The organism is Streptomyces sp. NBC_01320 (assembly GCF_035974375.1).
GTDB classification, from domain to species: domain Bacteria; phylum Actinomycetota; class Actinomycetes; order Streptomycetales; family Streptomycetaceae; genus Streptomyces; species Streptomyces yanii.
The window spans coordinates 9978341-9993393 of sequence record NZ_CP108390.1 but is presented as its reverse complement, the minus strand read 5'-3'; the positions used below and the strand labels follow the sequence as shown (position 1 = coordinate 9993393).

Here is a 15053-nt window from a genome sequence, read left to right as displayed (position 1 = left end):
GATTCCCGCAATCACTCGCCAATTCTGCGAGTTCTGCCCGTAATCTGTAGCTTTATGGGGGAACCCGAAACTCGCTCCCGGCCCTCGGGACGTGACGCCGTCGGTCTTGCGGAGGTCTTCCCCCTCCACACCTACCGATCGGGCCGGTCGGCGCAGAGGGATGAGCGGCATGGCTGAGGCAACCGGCAGGGTGGCATTGGTGACAGGGGCCAGCAGTGGAATCGGTGCGGCCACCGCGCGTCTTCTGGCCGCGCGAGGGATGCGCGTGGTGGTCAACTACCTCCGCAGCAGCAAGGCAGCCGAGGCCGTCGTTGCCGACATCGAGGCCGCAGGTGGCCAGGCCATGGCCGTGCAGGCCGACGTGCGCGAGGCAGCGGCGATCGGGAGCATGGTCGAGCAGGTCCAGGCGGCATGGGGCGGCATCGACGTGCTCGTGCACAACGCGCTCATCCCGTATGTGGTCAAGTCGTTTCAGGACATGACGTGGGAGGAACTGGGCGGCAAGCTCGACGCCGAAATGCGCGCGGCGTTCGCGGTCACCAAAGCCGTCCTGCCCGCCATGACCGAACAGGGCTGGGGACGCATCGTCTACCTCGGTACCGGCCTCAGCCGTCGGCCCCGGGAGGGCATGATCGCACTGGGCACGGCCAAGGCCGCACTGGAGCAGTTCGCCCGGTACGTCGCCCAGGAAGTGGGCCCGCGGGGCATCACGGTCAACGTTGTCGCGCCCGGCCCGGTGGAGGACACCCGCATGGCGGATGTGCTCGACGATGCGCACAAGCGGCGGCAGGTGGCCGCTACCCCCCTGGGCCGCCTGGCACACCCTGCCGACGTCGCCCAAGCGGTCGCCTTCTACGCCGGCGAGGACAACGCCTTCATGACAGGCACCACGGCCGCAGTCAACGGCGGGATGTCCATGTACTGACGCCCGCTGTCCTCCGCCCACGGGGCCACACCGTCCCGGTCCAACCGACGGCCGGACCGCATCCGGCACACCGTCACCTCAGCACCACGGGCCGCAGCGCCCGCAGCACGCGCGGGCGCATGGCGGTGACACGATCAGGGAAGAACGTTCATGCACACGATCGATCTCGCCTACGTCGGGCGGGGCCTGCACGAGGAACTGGTCGCCTACATCGCCGACCAGCAGGACTACTACGCCGACGAGGGCGTCCACGTCGCGCTGCGCGACGGCTGCACCTGGGGCGAGGAGCGGCTGCGCCGCGGCGCCACCATCGGGCTCGGCCGGGCACTGCTGTCCCGACTGACCAGTGGCATCCCCTGGGCCGTACTCAATGTCAACACCCACCGCCCGCTGTTCTGGTTCCTCGCCCGCCCCGGCCTGACCTCCCTGGCCGACCTGGCCGGCCGACGGCTGGCGGTGCACGCCCCCCACACCGCGCCCGGGTGCTTTACCCGGATCGTGCTGCGCCAGGCGGGCCTCGACCCGGACCGCGACATCCATACCGTCGTCCGCTCGCCAGGCGACTACGGCATGGACCTGCGCCGGCTGCACGACGGCAGCATCGACGCCGCCCTGGTCGGCAGCACCATGGCACCGGAGGCGATAGCCGCCGAGCACGGCTGGCAGGTGCCGGCCTGGGTCGGCGACCACTTCCAGATCCCCACCGTGGGCGTGGCCGTCGACCCCACCTTCATCCACCCGGACGACCCCGCGGTCCAAGCCGTCGTACGAGCCCACCGGCGCGCCCTGCAGGTGATCCACAACGAACCCGACACCACGGTGCGGCACATCCAGACGTTCCTCGGCCGACACACCGCAGATGAAGCCCGAGCCCACTACGAGACGTTCATCGCCCCGTATTTCACCACCGACGGTCAAGCCGACCTCGCCGTCGGCGCCACCGCAATCATGGCGGTCGCCGCTGAACTCGGCGTCCCCGCCGGCGTCACCGCAGCCGAGTTCTACCGCACCGCAAGCACCACACCCTGAGGGCTGTCCCGTGACCCCTGGCGGAACAGCGCGCGGCGTCAGATGCGGAGCATCGCAAGGCGGAGGAGCGTCCTCATACTGGACGTATTCGGGCGTTCCGAACAACGCAGCGAGGCGCCGTAGCTGTCGTCGTACGCCTGCCAGGGGTTACGGGACAGCTCCGAGAAGCCCGGCGCTACCGAAGCGCACGCAGTACCTCAAGAGGGGGCCGGGGCGGAGGGGTCTCGGTGCGCTGGTGGGCGACGTGTCTTCCTGCGGAGTGAGCGAACCCGACGCCGGGCCCAGGCAAGAATGACGCAGCGGCAGAACTGATACTTCTACTTCGCCTGATGAGTGGTCGAGATCAGTGACCAGTCCGCTTCCGGAACTTGTCGGCTGTCTTGTGGGTGAGCTCCTGTGCCTTCCCGCGCAGCTGCTCGCCCAGACCATGCCTCTGCATGGATTTATCGCCGATTGCCTTGCCAAGGGTCTCCTTCATCTTGCCCTTGACCTGTTTCGCCTTGCCCTTGGTCATCAGAATCCCTGTCCTTCCGGGAGTCGGCAGGGGTGAGGTAAGCGGGGCTGTCCTCCCACCCTGCCTCCGCCACCGAAGTGCTGCAAACCGGCTTGTTCGGGGCGGGCACGCGTCCGGCGCACACGGCCCTCATGAGCCGACCCGATGCTCACCCTGGCCTTTTTCCTGGTCCGTGAAGGCGCCTGCCTCAGCCAGGTCCGTTGAGTGGTTCCCCTCGCTGGGGCGGCTGACGGACCATGTAAGGGGACGGACTCCGATCGGCGGCCGTGCCTCGTGTTTCGTCTGCAGGTGATCGCAATGAAGGGTTCGATCCGGATCGGGAGTGTGCGGGGGCTGGAGCTGCGTGCGCATTGGAGTGTGCCTCTGATCATGCTGCTCTTCGCGTACGGTCTGGGCAGCCGCACGCTGCCTGCGTACGCGCCGGGGCTGGCGCCGGTGGTGTACGCGGTGGCTGGAGTTGTCGGTGCTCTGCTGTTGCTGGTGAGTCTGGTGGCGCATGAGGTGGCGCACGCGCTCACGGCCCGCAGGTCCGCGATCCCCGTGCGGGACATTACGTTGTGGGCGCTGGGCGGAATGACCCGGATGCAGCGGCCTGAGACGCCACGGGCGGCGCTCGCGGTCGCCGTGAGCGGGCCGCTGACCAGCCTGGTGCTCGGTGGGGCCGCGCTGGGGGCCGCGGCCGGGGTGGGGGCAGGGGGCTGGCGGATACCAGCTGTTGTGCTGGCTTGGCTGGGCGGCACGAACCTGCTGCTGGGCGTCTTCAATCTGCTGCCTGCCGCGCCCTTGGACGGGGGCCGAGTCCTGCAGGCCGCGCTGTGGTGGTGTACGGGTGACGAGGACCGGGCCCGCCGGGTGGCCGGGCGCAGCGGACAGGTCATCGGCACGGGCCTCGCCGTGGTCGGATGGCTGGCTTTTGTGCGGGGGGTGCCAGGTGGGTTGTGGCTGATGGTCATCGGCTGGTTCGTGGCGCTCACCGCCGCGGCCGAACGACGGTGGGCCGAGCTCCGCACGGCCCTGCGGGCCATACGCGTGCGGGAGGCGATGACCAGTCCGGCCGCCACCGGTGCGGACTGGCTGACGGTGGACCGCTTCCTGTCCGACGTGGCCCCACAGTCGGGTCATACGGTCCTCCCATTGGTGGACTTCGAAGGCCGTCCCAGCGGCGTCATACGGCTGCGCCGACTCGGTGCTCTGCCCTCCCAGCAGCGGGAGACGCTGCGCATACGGGAAGTGGCGACCCCGCTGTCGCAGTGCACGCTCGCAACACCGGACGAACTCCTCACCGAGGTCCTGGACCGCCTCGGCTCGGGCGGCGGACTGCCCATCCTGGTCACGGACAGCGGCCGACTCGACGGGATCGTCACCGCCCACGACATCCACCGAGTGGCCCAGCGGCACAGAACGGGCCCTGATGGCGCTACTCCGACTCCCGACGACCGACTTCCGGCACGGCCTGCCGTATCCGGACCCGCGAAGAAGCGGGTACGTTCGCGCACTCCATCGGGTTCCAGGGCGACCGGACGGCGCCGACTGCGTCTATGGCGCCGTGCGTTAGACGATCAGGCGCGGCGGGGCGACGGCGGATTCGACAACGGCAACGGTCGAGTCGCGGAGGGCACTCGACGAACACAGCTCGTGACTCCTCCACCCCCCTGAAGGGGGGTGGCTTCTCGCTATGCCGGTTGGGCTTCGCGTCGGACCAGCCCGGCCCGTAGAACGTTGAGTGCTCCGACTGTGTCCGCGTGCGCGGTGTGGCCACAGGCGACGCAGTGGAACTTCTCCTGGGTGGGCCGGTTCTCCTTGGCGGTGTGCCCGCATTCGGGGCATCGCCGGGAGGTGTTGCGGGGGTCCACGGCGATCACTTCCCGCCCGGCGCTCTCAGCCTTTGCGTTCAGGATCGCGAGGAACACCCCCCATCCGGCATCGGCGATCGAGCGGTTCAGTCCGGCCTTGGCCGCGGCCCCGTTGGGCAGGAAGCGGCCCGGCTGGTCGGGGTCGGGCTTGGGGGCGGGGGCCTTGCTCATGTTGCGGATCTTGAGGTCTTCGTGCGCGATGAGGTCGTGTTCGCGTACGAGGCCGAGGGCGGTCTTGTGGGTGTGGTCGAGGCGCTGGCACCGCACCTTGCGGTGCAGACGTGCCACGGCCTCTACCGCCTTGCGGCGGCGCTTGCTTCCGCGCTTGCACCTGCTCAGTGCCTGCTGAGCTGCTTCGAGCTTCGCTGCGGCCTTTCGCCCGTGACGCGGGTTGGGCACGAACTCGCCGTTCGAGTCGGCGAGGAAGTTGGCGATGCCCAGGTCGATGCCGACCACGCTGCCGGTCGCGGGCAGCGGCTCGGGCCGGGGCCGCTCGGCCGTCAGGATCACATACCAGCGCTTGCCCTCACGCTTGACCGAGACCGTCTTGACATGGCCGACCACGGGCCGGTGCCGGTGCACCTTGACGTGCCCGATGCCCTGAAAGCGGACGCGGGTGACCGGGTCATGCGCGGTGGAGTCCCACCGGCAGCCGTCACCGTCCTTGGGGAAGTCCACCGTGTCGAAGCGGCCGATCCCCCTAAAGCGCGGACAGCCCGGCTTGTCCCCGGCCTTGATGCGCCGGAAGAACGCGGCGAACGCCTTGTCCAGCCGGCGCAGGGTGGCCTGCTGCGAGGAGAACGACCAGCGGCCCTGACGCTCCGGGTCGCATGCCCGGATCTCCTTGAGCTGCACGGACTGCTGCCCGTACCGGACCGTCGTCTTCGAGGCGTGCCGGTAGGCGTCGCGGCGTTCCTGCAATGCCCCGTTATAGAGGGAACCGTGATCGCGCAGCATCTCACCGAGCGCTTGTTCCTGCCGGGCGGTGGGCCGCAGGAGGAACTTGTATGCACGGATCATCCAGCCCGCCTCCTCCGCGTCGATTCCATCGACCGCACTAGACTTGGTGCATGTCACCACGCTGGGAACCCAACCCCGATGTGCGGCGCGGCCGTCACGTAGTCTACAACCTTCACGCACACTTGGTGTTCGTCACCAAATATCGGTGCAACGTCTTCAATGACGAGATGCTGACGCGCTGCGAGGAGATCATGCGGAACGTCTGTACCGACTTCGGGACCGACCTGATCGAGTTCAACGGCGAAGAAGGCCACGTGCACCTGCTCGTGCACTACCCCCCGAAAGTCGCCCTCTCCAGCCTGGTCAACAGCCTCAAGGGCGTCAGCTCACGGTACCTGCGCGCCGAGTTCCCCGACCGCGTCAACCGCGCAACCATGCACGGCCGCTTCTGGTCCGGCTCCTACTTCGCCGGATCATGCGGCGGCGCACCACTCCAGGTGGTGAAGGACTACATCGAGAACCAGAAGCGGCCCACCTGACCGTCACAACGGAGATGTAGAGAACTCCGGCGCTCCGCACCTCCGGGCCCAGGATCGGATTCCCTCCCCGACTGAAGTCGGGGATTCCCTCCGAAGAAGAGGGATGGACCCGGTGTTCACGGTGGGAGCGCACGGATTGCTCGTGCCGGCGTTCAACACGTTCGACGCGCGGCCGCATCCGGGGCTGCAGGACGGGGGGGTCGACGCCGCGCCCTGAACGATGGTGGGAACGCGTCCGCTCCGGGGCACCGACGTCCCGGAGCAGACAACAACGCTGATGCGCCTGCGTCAGGCCTTGGCAGCGGGCTCGGCGGTAACGGCGTTCTCCGCCTCACCGTCCTGTGCACCGGCGGAGCGGGCAACGCCCGGGATGGTCGCGGCCACCGCGGCTGCCAGGAGCGCGACGCCGCCGCCGATCAGCAGGCCGGCGCGGAAGCCGTCCTCGGAGGCGAAGGTGAAGCCGCCCATGGTGACCGTCATCTGCGAGAGGACGACACCGATCACCGCGGCGCCGATCGAGGTGCCGAGCGAGCGCATCAGTGTGTTGAAGCCGTTTGCGGCGGCCGTCTCGGACACCGGGACCGCACTCATGATCAGGGCGGGCATCGCGCCGTAGGCGAGACCGACGCCACCGCTGATCACGACGGTGACGATCAGCAGGCCCGAGGTCGAGCCCATCAGCGCCATCGACAGGGCATAGCCGGCCGCGATGACGAGGGAACCCGAGACGAGGGTGAACTTCGGGCCGCGCGCGTTGGTCAGCTTCCCGCCGAACGGCGAGACGACCATCATGACGAGGCCGGCGGGTGCCATCCACAGGCCCATCGCCAGCATCGACTGGCCGAGGCCGTAGCCGGTCGCCTTGGGGAACTGCAGCAGCTGCGGCACGATCAGTATCTGCGCGTACATGCCGACGCCGATCAGGACCGAGGCGGCGTTGGTGAGCAGCACCCGGGGGCGGGCGGTCGTGCGCAGGTCGATCAGCGGGTCACGGGTGCGCAGCTCCCAGAAGCCCCAGACCAGCAGGACCACGACCGCGGCGGCGAAAAGGCCGAGCGTGCTGACCGAACCCCAGCCCCAGTCCGCACCCTTGGAGATCGCGAGCAGCAGACAGACCAGGCCCACGCCGAGGCCGAGCGCGCCGGCCAGGTCGAAGCGCTGCCCCTTCGCCGCGGCCGGTACGTCGGGAATGAAGGACCAGATCATCGCGCCGATCAGCGCGGCGAGGACGGCCGAACCCCAGAACAGTGCCCGCCAGCTCGCGTACTCGGCGACCGCGGCGGCGATCGGAAGGCCGAGGCCGCCGCCGATGCCCATGGAGGCGCTGACCAGAGCGATGGAGGAGCTGAGCTTCTCGGGCGGCAGCAGGTCACGCAGCAGGCTGATGCCGAGCGGCACCACACTCATGCCCATGCCCTGCAGCCCACGCCCGACGATCATCATGCCGACGGACGAGGTCAGGGCGCACACCACCGAGCCCGCGAGCAGCGGCACACAGGAGGCGAGCAGCATCTTGCGCTTACCCAACAGGTCGCCGAGGCGGCCGGCGACCGGGACGCAGACCGCGGCCGACAGCAGCGTGACGGTGATCACCCATGTGGCATTGGAAGACGTGGTGTGCAGGATCTGCGGCAGGTCCGCGATCAGCGGTGTCACCAGGGTCTGCATGACCGCGGCGACGGTACCGGCCAGCGCGAGCGTGGCGACGACGCCGCCCGATCGGGAGGTGGGCTGGGGGCCGTCCATGAAGGACTCCTCTACTTCGACATTCGAGGCCGGGATGGAATATGCGTCATACACATCCAATGTATCGACCACGTTGCATGCATCATGCATGGGGCAGGATCATTGCGATATCGCATGCACCGTCCGGCATGCGCAGGACCGTCGAGGAGATCCGATGAGCAGGGCCACGCGCCAGGTGGAGTACGAGCAGATGCTGCAGAGCCGCTACCTTCACCTGCACAAGTCGAAGGGGCGGCGCCAGGGCAGCACCCTGGAGCGCAGCGCGTACATCCTGCTCAGCCGCATCCGGGTGCAGGGCCCGATGTCCATCGGCCAGCTCGGTGACGCCTTCGGCCTCGACGCGTCCACCCTGAACCGGCAGACCGCGGCCGCCGTGCGCGCCGGGCTCGTCGAGCGCATCCCGGACCCGGACGGCGGCATGGCACGCAAATTCCGTATCACCGCGGAGGGCGAGCGGCGTCTCGACGAGGAGCGCGAGGGCACCATCCACACCCTGGACCAGATCATGGCCGACTGGTCCGACGAGGACATCGCCGCCTTCGCCGGCTACCTCAAGCGCTTCAACACCGACATCGAGCGCTTGGACGGTAGGCCCTGGCCGCGGCCGTGAGACGGCAGCCCAAGTGCCTTCTGGGCGGGCCCGGCGCCGCACTCAGTGCCGCTTGAGCCGTTCCGCCGGCCATTCGCTCCTCCAAGGGCTGTCCCGTGATCCCAGGCGGAACAGCGCGCGGCGTCGGATGCGGTGCATCGCAAGGCGGAGGAGGGTCCTCATACTGCGCGTATTCGGGCTCCGACAACGCAGCGAGGTGCCGTACCTGTCGTCGCGCGCCCGCCGGGGATCACGGGACAGCCCTCAGGCCTGACTCGTCCAGCGCTGCGAAGCCTCCCCGGCGCACGTCTGCGTCACCAGGCCGCTGCTCGTCCCGAGGTCGAGGCCGCCGCCGTAGTCGCTCCGGAGGCTGCCACCTGAACCCGTACGCCACAGTCGGGCGGTGTTCTGGGCACAGTCGCCCACGAAGACAGCCTGGCCGAGCCCGTTGGAGTACAGACACTGGCCGGTCTGCTGGTTGACGAGCTTGAAGCTGCCGTCCGACCTGCTCTGCACGGTCCACCAGACGGTCGAATCCGAGCAGTCCCGGTAGTCCGCGGCGTCGTAGACCTGAGTGATGCACTTGCCGTTGTCGCCGTTGCGGAGTGTGTTCGCGGCCCGATCGGTGGGGATGCTGTCCCGATCCAAAGAGACAACAAGATCCGCAGGGCCAAGGCGCTCGCCGGACAAGCTGCTGACTCCCGGCGCCGGGCTCATGGACCGCTCCCGTGATTTCGGCACCGGCCGCGGCCTACGCAGCCGTGGGCGAGGACGGGCGCCCCGGCTGTGACGTACGTCCTGTCGCCACTCAGGCGGCCGCCCTACGCTTACCTGCCACGCGCGCCCCGGGCGCGCGAGCGCTCGCGACCTGATCACGCACAGGCAACACAACCATGGCGGGCACGTGTGAAGGACGGTTCACCATGCCCAGTGATCTCTCGCCGGTCATAGCTGCCGCCGCTCGCTGGCTGCTGTCGGCATTCCCACCGGCACCTGGCCCGCTGAACGATGCCCTGGCCGAAGCCCAGGCATGGCAGGCGGCCACGATCGCCGCCGCCCTCCGTTACCCCACCGAGCTGGACGCCGAACTGCTGAACTTGCTCGGCCCGGGTGGCTCCGACCGGCTGGACGCTGCCACCGGCACCGATACCCACCCGCTGGATGGCGCCGAATACGCCTGGCGCACCTGGGTGGACGAAACCGTTGTCAGCTGGGCGGCCTGCCTGCTGGCCGACGCCGATCTCGCGACCGTGGCAGCGGCCTGCCTGGCCGCAACCCACCACGGCGCGGGCAGCGTGGGCGATGCGCGTCGGCTGACAATTCCCAGCGCTCGCGATCACCGCGCGGCGCCGCTGTTGCGCCACCCGGACCTTGTCAGCCCGATCGCAGACCTCCACCGCGACACACTGCTTGGCCTCCTCGAGATCGCCCCGGCCAGAAACTCACCCGAGCCAAGGTAACCTCGAAGCCCGCATACCGGTCGTCCACCCCGTGCGCGGCCGCGCGCCCTCCGGCTTCCGCGACGCCGACCCGATGAGCACCGCGAATCGAATGCCGGAAACCCTGGCCCGATTCCGGCGGGCCAGGGTTTCCATTCTGTGCGGGCGTTGCTGTTACCACTTGTCGTTGCGGAAGTCCCTGATCACTCGGAAACTGCCCACGACACCGTTCTTGACCCACACGCCGCCGTGGACGAAGCGCGGCGTGACACCGTTGCTGGTGCTCCAGGGGCCGACCGTGGCAACAGGGGAGCCGTTGTCACAGGTTGCGCCGCGGAAGACCTCAACGGTCCGGCGGCTGTCGTTGCGGACGTTGAGAGTCCTGGAGCCCAGACCGCTCACCACGGTGATGCAGCCGTCGGAGTGGGCGGAGTAGGACCGCTCGTTGAAGAAAATCCTTCCCTTGTCGAAGTCGTTGTCGCGACCGCCGTTACCCTTCTCCCCGCCGCCGTAGCCGCCGCCACCGCCGTAGCCGCCACCACCACCGCCGCCGCCACCGTAGCCGCCACCACCGCCGCCGCCACCGTTGCCGCCGTAGCCGCCACCGTTGCCGTTGCCGCCGTAGCCGCCACCGTTGCCGTTGCCGCCGTAGCCGCCACCACCGCCGCCGCCACCGTTGCCGCCGTAGCCGCCACCGTTGCCGTTGCCGCCGTAGCCGCCACCGTTGCCGTTGCCGTTGCCGCCGAAGCCGCCACCTCCGTTGCTCTTACCCTTCTCCCCGGCGCCGCCGCCGTCCTGCGAAGTCGCGCCGGGAGCGGCGGCCTGTTGCTGGACAACGGGCGCGGCTGCGGGGGTATCCGCGGCCGTGGCGTAGTTGATACCGGTTGCCGCCAGGGCCGCGGCGCCTACAGCGGCAGCGGTCACGACGACAGTACGCGTGGTCATATCACTTCTCCTGTCTCAGAGACATCGGCTGTAGCCGATGCGTGACAAACGTACTTAATGGTGCTTTTATCTGTCATATCGGGCGCATCTAAAGTGTGATACCGACGGCCGATAGGGTGAATTTGCGCCATTTACGCATAGAGCCGCGTCTATTTGAAAAATAGTCACGTCGATCTCTATCTGAATGGCTGTCACTTGCCTTGTGGCTCAGCGCTCTGAGTGCCAGTCAGTGTCCGATCTGCTGCGGCAGAGGGCGAAGGAAGAGGCCAGGGCCGGACCTGCTCAAAGCACGGATCGGGCCTTGTTCCGACGGACAGCCTGCTGGTGGGGCTCGCACTGGTTCCACTCACGGTGGCGCCACGGGCCGTACGCCGCAGATGGTCAGCACCACCGCCCAAGGGCTGTCCCGGCTCCAGGTCAGGAGCATCCGAAATTGGCGCTTCGTTGGTAAGTCCCGCCAACCGCGACGTGGTGTTTGCCCTCCCGGCGTTTTTTGTCGTAGTAGGCCGTGAGGCGAAGGCGGCAAGGCAGAAGGCTCCTTAGAGTTGCTTGCTCCCGCGTCGGGAGGGGTACTCGCCGCGGATGCACGAGCCGGATCTGCGCGTGGCAGGCGCAGGGGCGGCGTAGGCCGCCGGACGTCAGACGGTTGCGAAGGCGGTGCCGTCGCCGACGTCAATGAGGATCCGGGCTGCGGTCCTGACCCCGATGCCGGGTCAGCGCGGCAGCGTCGGCGCCAGGGACGACGACCCTCTGTTCGCCGAGGGCGGCGAGTGTGTCTTCGACGGCACGTCCAGCCATGCGCGGGGCCTCGGGCCACAGCAGGGTGACCAGTCCTCGCCGTCCTGCCTTCCTCACAGGGCCAACCGGGGAGCCGCAGCCTTCGAACAGGGCCGGAACGGCCGGATGGTCAAGACGAGGACCCGGGACCCGGTCCATGGAGGGGTGGATCCGGGTGCGGGGAGCCCGCGCATCCGGTTCTTGATGCGTGTCACCTACCTGACACGTCGTCGCAGCAAGCCTTGCCCTGCCACGCGTCGCGGCCCAACAGGCAGTGGCACCGACAGGTCAGAGGCTCCACCGCGAAGGCTCCCTCGGAAGCCGCTCGAGGAGTGACTCGAGTCCGTCCAGCATCCGCGCGAGCCCGAATTCGAAGAGGGTGCCGAGGTCGAGTTCGAACCCGTCCTGGTCGAAGAGCGTGGACAGGACCGGATACGACTGGGTCGTCTGGATTGCTTCCATCCGTGGCTCATTGGATGTCATCCACTCCTCGGCTGTCATTCCGGTGTCCTGCCGCGCCTGGGATTCCAGCTCAACGGCCATCGCGACGCCTTGGGCGTATCCGAGAAGCGTGAGGTGGACATGGATCATTTGATCCGGGGTAAGGCCGAGCCCGCTCAAGGCGCTCAGGGCCCGCTCGGTGTACTGCATCGCATGGGGCGAAGCCATCGGCCGAGTGAGGGCGGCCATGGCTCTCGCCAGCCAGGGATGTTGCTCGTACTGACCCCACAACCACCGTGCCTCCCGCTCCAGCCGCGGGCGCCAATCCGCCGGTGGTGGGCCGGACGGCCCCCCGCTGAACACCGCTTCCGACATCAGCCGTATGAGCTCTCCCTTGTTCGGGACATGGCGGTAGAGCGCCATGGTGGAGGTACCGAACTCGGTTGCGACTCGCCTCATGGAGAGCGCGGCCAGACCCTCCGCGTCGACGAGCGCGATCGCGGCACGGATGATGCGCTCGCGGGTGAGACGGTGACCGGGGGCCGTGTTGCGCTCTCGCCCTGTCTCCGCAACTACCGTGCCGACACCAGGCACAGGCCGCACCAGTCCCTCCTGGTTCAGCGTGGTGAGCGCCTTGGTCGCGGTCGCCATCGCGACGCCCCATTCCTGCGTGATACGCCGGGTGGAGGGAACTCGGTCGCCAGGGGCCAGCTCGCCCGAGGCGATGCGGCGGCGGAGATCCCCGGCGATGCGGAGGTAGGGCGGTTCGGTGGCCATGCCCTCACCGTACTAGTGCACTGGTTGCCCTCCCTCCCCCTTTTGACAGGGGGTACAGCAGAGTGCACTAGGCATCTGTTTGCGGCGTACGTGATGACCCGATTCCGTACCGCCATGGAGAACACACCCGGCCCCCGCGCGGGCCGCAAGGAATGGGTCGCCCTCGGTGTCCTGACGCTGCCACTGCTCCTCGTCTCGATGGACGTCTCGATCCTGTACTTCGCGATCCCTTACATCAGCCACGACCTGGAGCCCAGCGCCACACAGCAGTTGTGGATTCTCGACATGTACGGCTTCGTACTCGCCGGGCTGCTCATCACGATGGGCGCGCTCGGCGACCGGATCGGGCGGCGCACGCTGGTCCTCACAGGAGCCGCAGTCTTCGGCGCCGCCTCGGTGGCCGCGGCGTACGCGCACTCCGCCGATCTGCTCATCGCCGTGCGCGCGCTGCTCGGACTCGGCGGCGCCGCCCTGATGCCCTCGACCCTTGCCCTGATCCGCAACCTCTTCCGTGACGAGAAGCAGCGCGGGAAGGCGGTGACCATCTGGACGGCCGTCATGACCACCGGCATCTCACTGGGGCCGGTGGTCAGTGGTCTGCTGCTGGAACACTACTGGTGGGGCTCGGTGTTCCTGATCAACCTGCCTGCCATGGTGCTGCTGCTCGCGCTGGTGCCCTTCCTGGTGCCAGAGTCCACACCAGCCGTCCGAGGCCGCCTCGACCCGCTGAGTGCGGCGCTCTCACTCGGCGCTTTGCTCCCGGTCATCTACGGGATCAAGGAGTGGGCCCGGCACGGCTACGAACCGCTGCCCGCTCTCGGCATCACCGTGGGACTCGTGCTCGGCTTCGGATTCGTACGCCGCCAGAGGCACCTCGCTCACCCCATGATCGACCTCGGCCTCCTGGGCCGGCGCGCCTTCGGCGGCCCGGTGCTCGCCAATCTGCTCGCTATGTTCGCCACGGTGGGCATGGCCGTCTTCCTCACTCAGTATCTGCAGTCCGTGCTCGGCCTGAGCCCGTTCACAGCCGCGCTGTGGAGCCTGGTGCCGGCCGCGGGCGTGGCCGTCATGGCCCCGATCGGGGCGGCGCTCGCACAGCGGATCGACCGTGCGTACGTCATGGGCGGCGGCTTCCTCGTCTCCGCCTGCGGTTTCCTCTGGCTGACCCAGGTACGTACTGACTCGGCCCTTTGGTTCACCCTCGTCGGCGCCTCCGTCTACGCCGGCGGGCTGGTCGCCGCCATGACCCTCGCCAACGAACTCGCCCTGGGCGCGGCCCCACCGCAGCGCGCGGGCTCAGCCGCGGCCGTACTCGAGTCGGGTCAGGAACTGGGTGGAGCCTTGGGCATGGCCGTCCTCGGCTCCATCGGAGCCGCGGTCTACAGCCGGGACATGTCGGACGCGCTGCCATCCGACATGCCGCACGCCGAAGCAGTACGCGAAACCCTGGGCGGCGCGACAGCAGCCAATCTCCCGGCCGCCATGGCAGACGCCGTATCGGCGGCTGCACGTGACGCCTTCACCCACGGAATGGGCGTCGCGTCAGTCGGCGCGGCCGTCGTCATGGCCGGAGCGGGTCTCTTCTCGCTCGGCCTCCTGCGAGGCGTAGGCAAGACGAAAGGCTCAACGCAATCGTCCACCGAACCGGGACTCACCACGCTCCTGTAGTGCGGTGACCGGAAGCGATCACCGGGTTGGTGCTGGGGATTCCTGCTTCGGTCGGATGTGACGACACGTTCGGCGGGCGTGGGGAGCCGTGATGGCACATCCTCGAGGCGCCGACCGGCGGGACGGCCTCCCCCACTCCGACGTTGTTCACCAGAGGGTCGATGCCGCCCGGCTCGGTGAGGGGGCTCGCCGAGCCCGGGGAGCATGGCATCCCGCCGCGCAAGTTGGGCAGCCTCGGCAGGCCGACCTGAGAAGTACGCCCTGGTCCGCTTCGCAGCGGCGGATGCAGCCGGCGCTCCGGCCTACGGGCCGCGGTCTGGCGACGAGGCCGTGACCGCGCGAGGCTGGCCCACGGTGGAGTGGCAGAAGAGGGGGACCTTCGAGTGACCAACGATCGTTACCGTTTGATGGCAGATGCTGTCCGGTTACAGTTCCGCTCGCACGGACGTGTCCTGTCCGTCCGCAGAGCCGGCGGTTCCGACCCTGCGCCGGGACAACCCGCAGGGGCGGGCGACCACCTGGAAGAGGGTGAGTCGCTCGATCAGGCAGCACACGTGGAGTCCGGCATCGATGTCGACCCGCATCGTCAGGAATTCTGCGGCCTGGTGCATGACGACCCCCTCCGCGAGGACCGGATCACCCCGGCGTTCGTGGCGCAATCCTGGAGCGGCGAGCCTCACCATGCTGAGCCCGACAGTCACGATGGGCTGTTCCGGGCCGCCGTGGGCAAGCCGTCGCGGGCCTGCCGGCCCTACACCGTGGCGATCTGGCGCTTGCTCGCCGAGGGGCGCACGTACCTGGCCCTGCACCGGCCTGTTCCCACCCGGGGAGGCGCATCGTGAAGCGGTATC

The 15053-nt window shown here is 68.6% G+C and carries 14 protein-coding genes and 1 pseudogene; 8 read left to right on the top strand and 7 right to left on the bottom strand.

Translation table 11 applies throughout. The features are described from left to right. Positions 1 to 169: 169 nt before the first annotated feature. Positions 170 to 925, top strand: a complete 756-nt coding sequence (locus tag OG395_RS45370) for an SDR family NAD(P)-dependent oxidoreductase (protein WP_327248133.1) — start codon at positions 170 to 172, stop codon at positions 923 to 925. 150 nt (positions 926 to 1075) lie between these two features. Further along, positions 1076 to 1954, top strand: a complete 879-nt coding sequence (locus OG395_RS45365) for an ABC transporter substrate-binding protein (protein WP_327248132.1) — start codon at positions 1076 to 1078, stop codon at positions 1952 to 1954. A gap of 343 nt (positions 1955 to 2297) precedes the next feature. Here the strand turns inward: OG395_RS45365 and OG395_RS45360 are convergent, their stop codons facing one another. Then, positions 2298 to 2468 (bottom strand): CsbD family protein, encoded by a 171-nt coding sequence (locus OG395_RS45360; protein WP_327248131.1) that lies wholly within the window; start codon positions 2466 to 2468, stop codon positions 2298 to 2300. A 297-nt stretch (positions 2469 to 2765) separates the two neighbouring features. On the opposite strand from OG395_RS45360, the gene OG395_RS45355 reads away from it, so the two are divergent. Continuing rightward, complete coding sequence (locus tag OG395_RS45355) at positions 2766 to 4124, top strand: site-2 protease family protein (RefSeq protein WP_327248130.1); 1359 nt, start codon at positions 2766 to 2768, stop codon at positions 4122 to 4124. 17 nt (positions 4125 to 4141) lie between these two features. Here the strand turns inward: OG395_RS45355 and OG395_RS45350 are convergent, their stop codons facing one another. Next, on the bottom strand, positions 4142 to 5341 hold the full coding sequence (locus tag OG395_RS45350; RefSeq protein WP_327248129.1) for an RNA-guided endonuclease InsQ/TnpB family protein: 1200 nt from the start codon (positions 5339 to 5341) through the stop codon (positions 4142 to 4144). 50 nt (positions 5342 to 5391) lie between these two features. On the opposite strand from OG395_RS45350, the gene tnpA reads away from it, so the two are divergent. Then, positions 5392 to 5820, top strand: coding sequence for an IS200/IS605 family transposase (tnpA, locus tag OG395_RS45345; protein WP_327248128.1), 429 nt, complete (start codon positions 5392 to 5394; stop codon positions 5818 to 5820). A 288-nt stretch (positions 5821 to 6108) separates the two neighbouring features. On the opposite strand, the gene OG395_RS45340 is transcribed toward tnpA, so the two are convergent. Beyond that, the gene (locus tag OG395_RS45340) at positions 6109 to 7566 is read right to left on the bottom strand and encodes an MFS transporter (protein ID WP_327248127.1); all 1458 of its coding nucleotides are present in this window, start codon (positions 7564 to 7566) and stop codon (positions 6109 to 6111) included. A 154-nt stretch (positions 7567 to 7720) separates the two neighbouring features. Between OG395_RS45340 and OG395_RS45335 the strand changes: the two genes are divergently transcribed. Next, positions 7721 to 8176, top strand: coding sequence for a MarR family winged helix-turn-helix transcriptional regulator (locus OG395_RS45335; protein WP_327248126.1), 456 nt, complete (start codon positions 7721 to 7723; stop codon positions 8174 to 8176). Positions 8177 to 8419: 243 nt separating this feature from the next. Here the strand turns inward: OG395_RS45335 and OG395_RS45330 are convergent, their stop codons facing one another. Then, a complete protein-coding gene (locus OG395_RS45330; protein WP_327248125.1) occupies positions 8420 to 8803 on the bottom strand; it encodes a hypothetical protein in 384 nt (127 codons plus the stop codon). A gap of 275 nt (positions 8804 to 9078) precedes the next feature. Between OG395_RS45330 and OG395_RS45325 the strand changes: the two genes are divergently transcribed. Continuing rightward, the gene (locus tag OG395_RS45325) at positions 9079 to 9615 is read left to right on the top strand and encodes a hypothetical protein (RefSeq protein ID WP_327248124.1); all 537 of its coding nucleotides are present in this window, start codon (positions 9079 to 9081) and stop codon (positions 9613 to 9615) included. 153 nt (positions 9616 to 9768) lie between these two features. Here OG395_RS45325 and OG395_RS45320 read toward each other — a convergent pair whose 3' ends face one another. The 3 genes and pseudogenes from OG395_RS45320 to OG395_RS45315 form a co-directional block, all read right to left on the bottom strand. Next, the gene (locus tag OG395_RS45320) at positions 9769 to 10539 is read right to left on the bottom strand and encodes a hypothetical protein (protein ID WP_327248123.1); all 771 of its coding nucleotides are present in this window, start codon (positions 10537 to 10539) and stop codon (positions 9769 to 9771) included. Between the two features lie 468 nt (positions 10540 to 11007). Then, positions 11008 to 11528 (bottom strand): annotated as a pseudogene (locus OG395_RS58615) (transposase); the annotation flags it as partial. 76 nt (positions 11529 to 11604) lie between these two features. Beyond that, on the bottom strand, positions 11605 to 12534 hold the full coding sequence (locus OG395_RS45315; RefSeq protein WP_327248122.1) for a TetR/AcrR family transcriptional regulator C-terminal domain-containing protein: 930 nt from the start codon (positions 12532 to 12534) through the stop codon (positions 11605 to 11607). 114 nt (positions 12535 to 12648) lie between these two features. Here OG395_RS45315 and OG395_RS45310 point away from each other — a divergent pair, with 114 nt between their 5' ends. Further along, complete coding sequence (locus tag OG395_RS45310; RefSeq protein WP_327248121.1) at positions 12649 to 14202, top strand: MFS transporter; 1554 nt, start codon at positions 12649 to 12651, stop codon at positions 14200 to 14202. A 383-nt stretch (positions 14203 to 14585) separates the two neighbouring features. Continuing rightward, complete coding sequence (locus OG395_RS45305; protein WP_327248120.1) at positions 14586 to 15044, top strand: NUDIX domain-containing protein; 459 nt, start codon at positions 14586 to 14588, stop codon at positions 15042 to 15044. The last annotated feature ends 9 nt before the right edge of the window (positions 15045 to 15053 follow it).

Excerpts from the sequence above, each read along its gene's own strand:
- OG395_RS45310 (WP_327248121.1), top strand. The coding sequence starts at position 12,649 with ATGGAGAACACACCCGGCCCCCGCGCGGGCCGCAAGGAATGGGTCGCC.
- OG395_RS45340 (WP_327248127.1), bottom strand. The coding sequence starts at position 7,566 with ATGGACGGCCCCCAGCCCACCTCCCGATCGGGCGGCGTCGTCGCCACG.
- OG395_RS45320 (WP_327248123.1), bottom strand. The coding sequence starts at position 10,539 with ATGACCACGCGTACTGTCGTCGTGACCGCTGCCGCTGTAGGCGCCGCG.
- OG395_RS45370 (WP_327248133.1), top strand. The coding sequence starts at position 170 with ATGGCTGAGGCAACCGGCAGGGTGGCATTGGTGACAGGGGCCAGCAGT.
- OG395_RS45335 (WP_327248126.1), top strand. The coding sequence starts at position 7,721 with ATGAGCAGGGCCACGCGCCAGGTGGAGTACGAGCAGATGCTGCAGAGC.
- tnpA (WP_327248128.1), top strand. The coding sequence starts at position 5,392 with ATGTCACCACGCTGGGAACCCAACCCCGATGTGCGGCGCGGCCGTCAC.
- OG395_RS45350 (WP_327248129.1), bottom strand. The coding sequence starts at position 5,341 with ATGATCCGTGCATACAAGTTCCTCCTGCGGCCCACCGCCCGGCAGGAA.
- OG395_RS45360 (WP_327248131.1), bottom strand. The coding sequence starts at position 2,468 with ATGACCAAGGGCAAGGCGAAACAGGTCAAGGGCAAGATGAAGGAGACC.
- OG395_RS45315 (WP_327248122.1), bottom strand. The coding sequence starts at position 12,534 with ATGGCCACCGAACCGCCCTACCTCCGCATCGCCGGGGATCTCCGCCGC.
- OG395_RS45365 (WP_327248132.1), top strand. The coding sequence starts at position 1,076 with ATGCACACGATCGATCTCGCCTACGTCGGGCGGGGCCTGCACGAGGAA.
- OG395_RS45355 (WP_327248130.1), top strand. The coding sequence starts at position 2,766 with ATGAAGGGTTCGATCCGGATCGGGAGTGTGCGGGGGCTGGAGCTGCGT.
- OG395_RS45325 (WP_327248124.1), top strand. The coding sequence starts at position 9,079 with ATGCCCAGTGATCTCTCGCCGGTCATAGCTGCCGCCGCTCGCTGGCTG.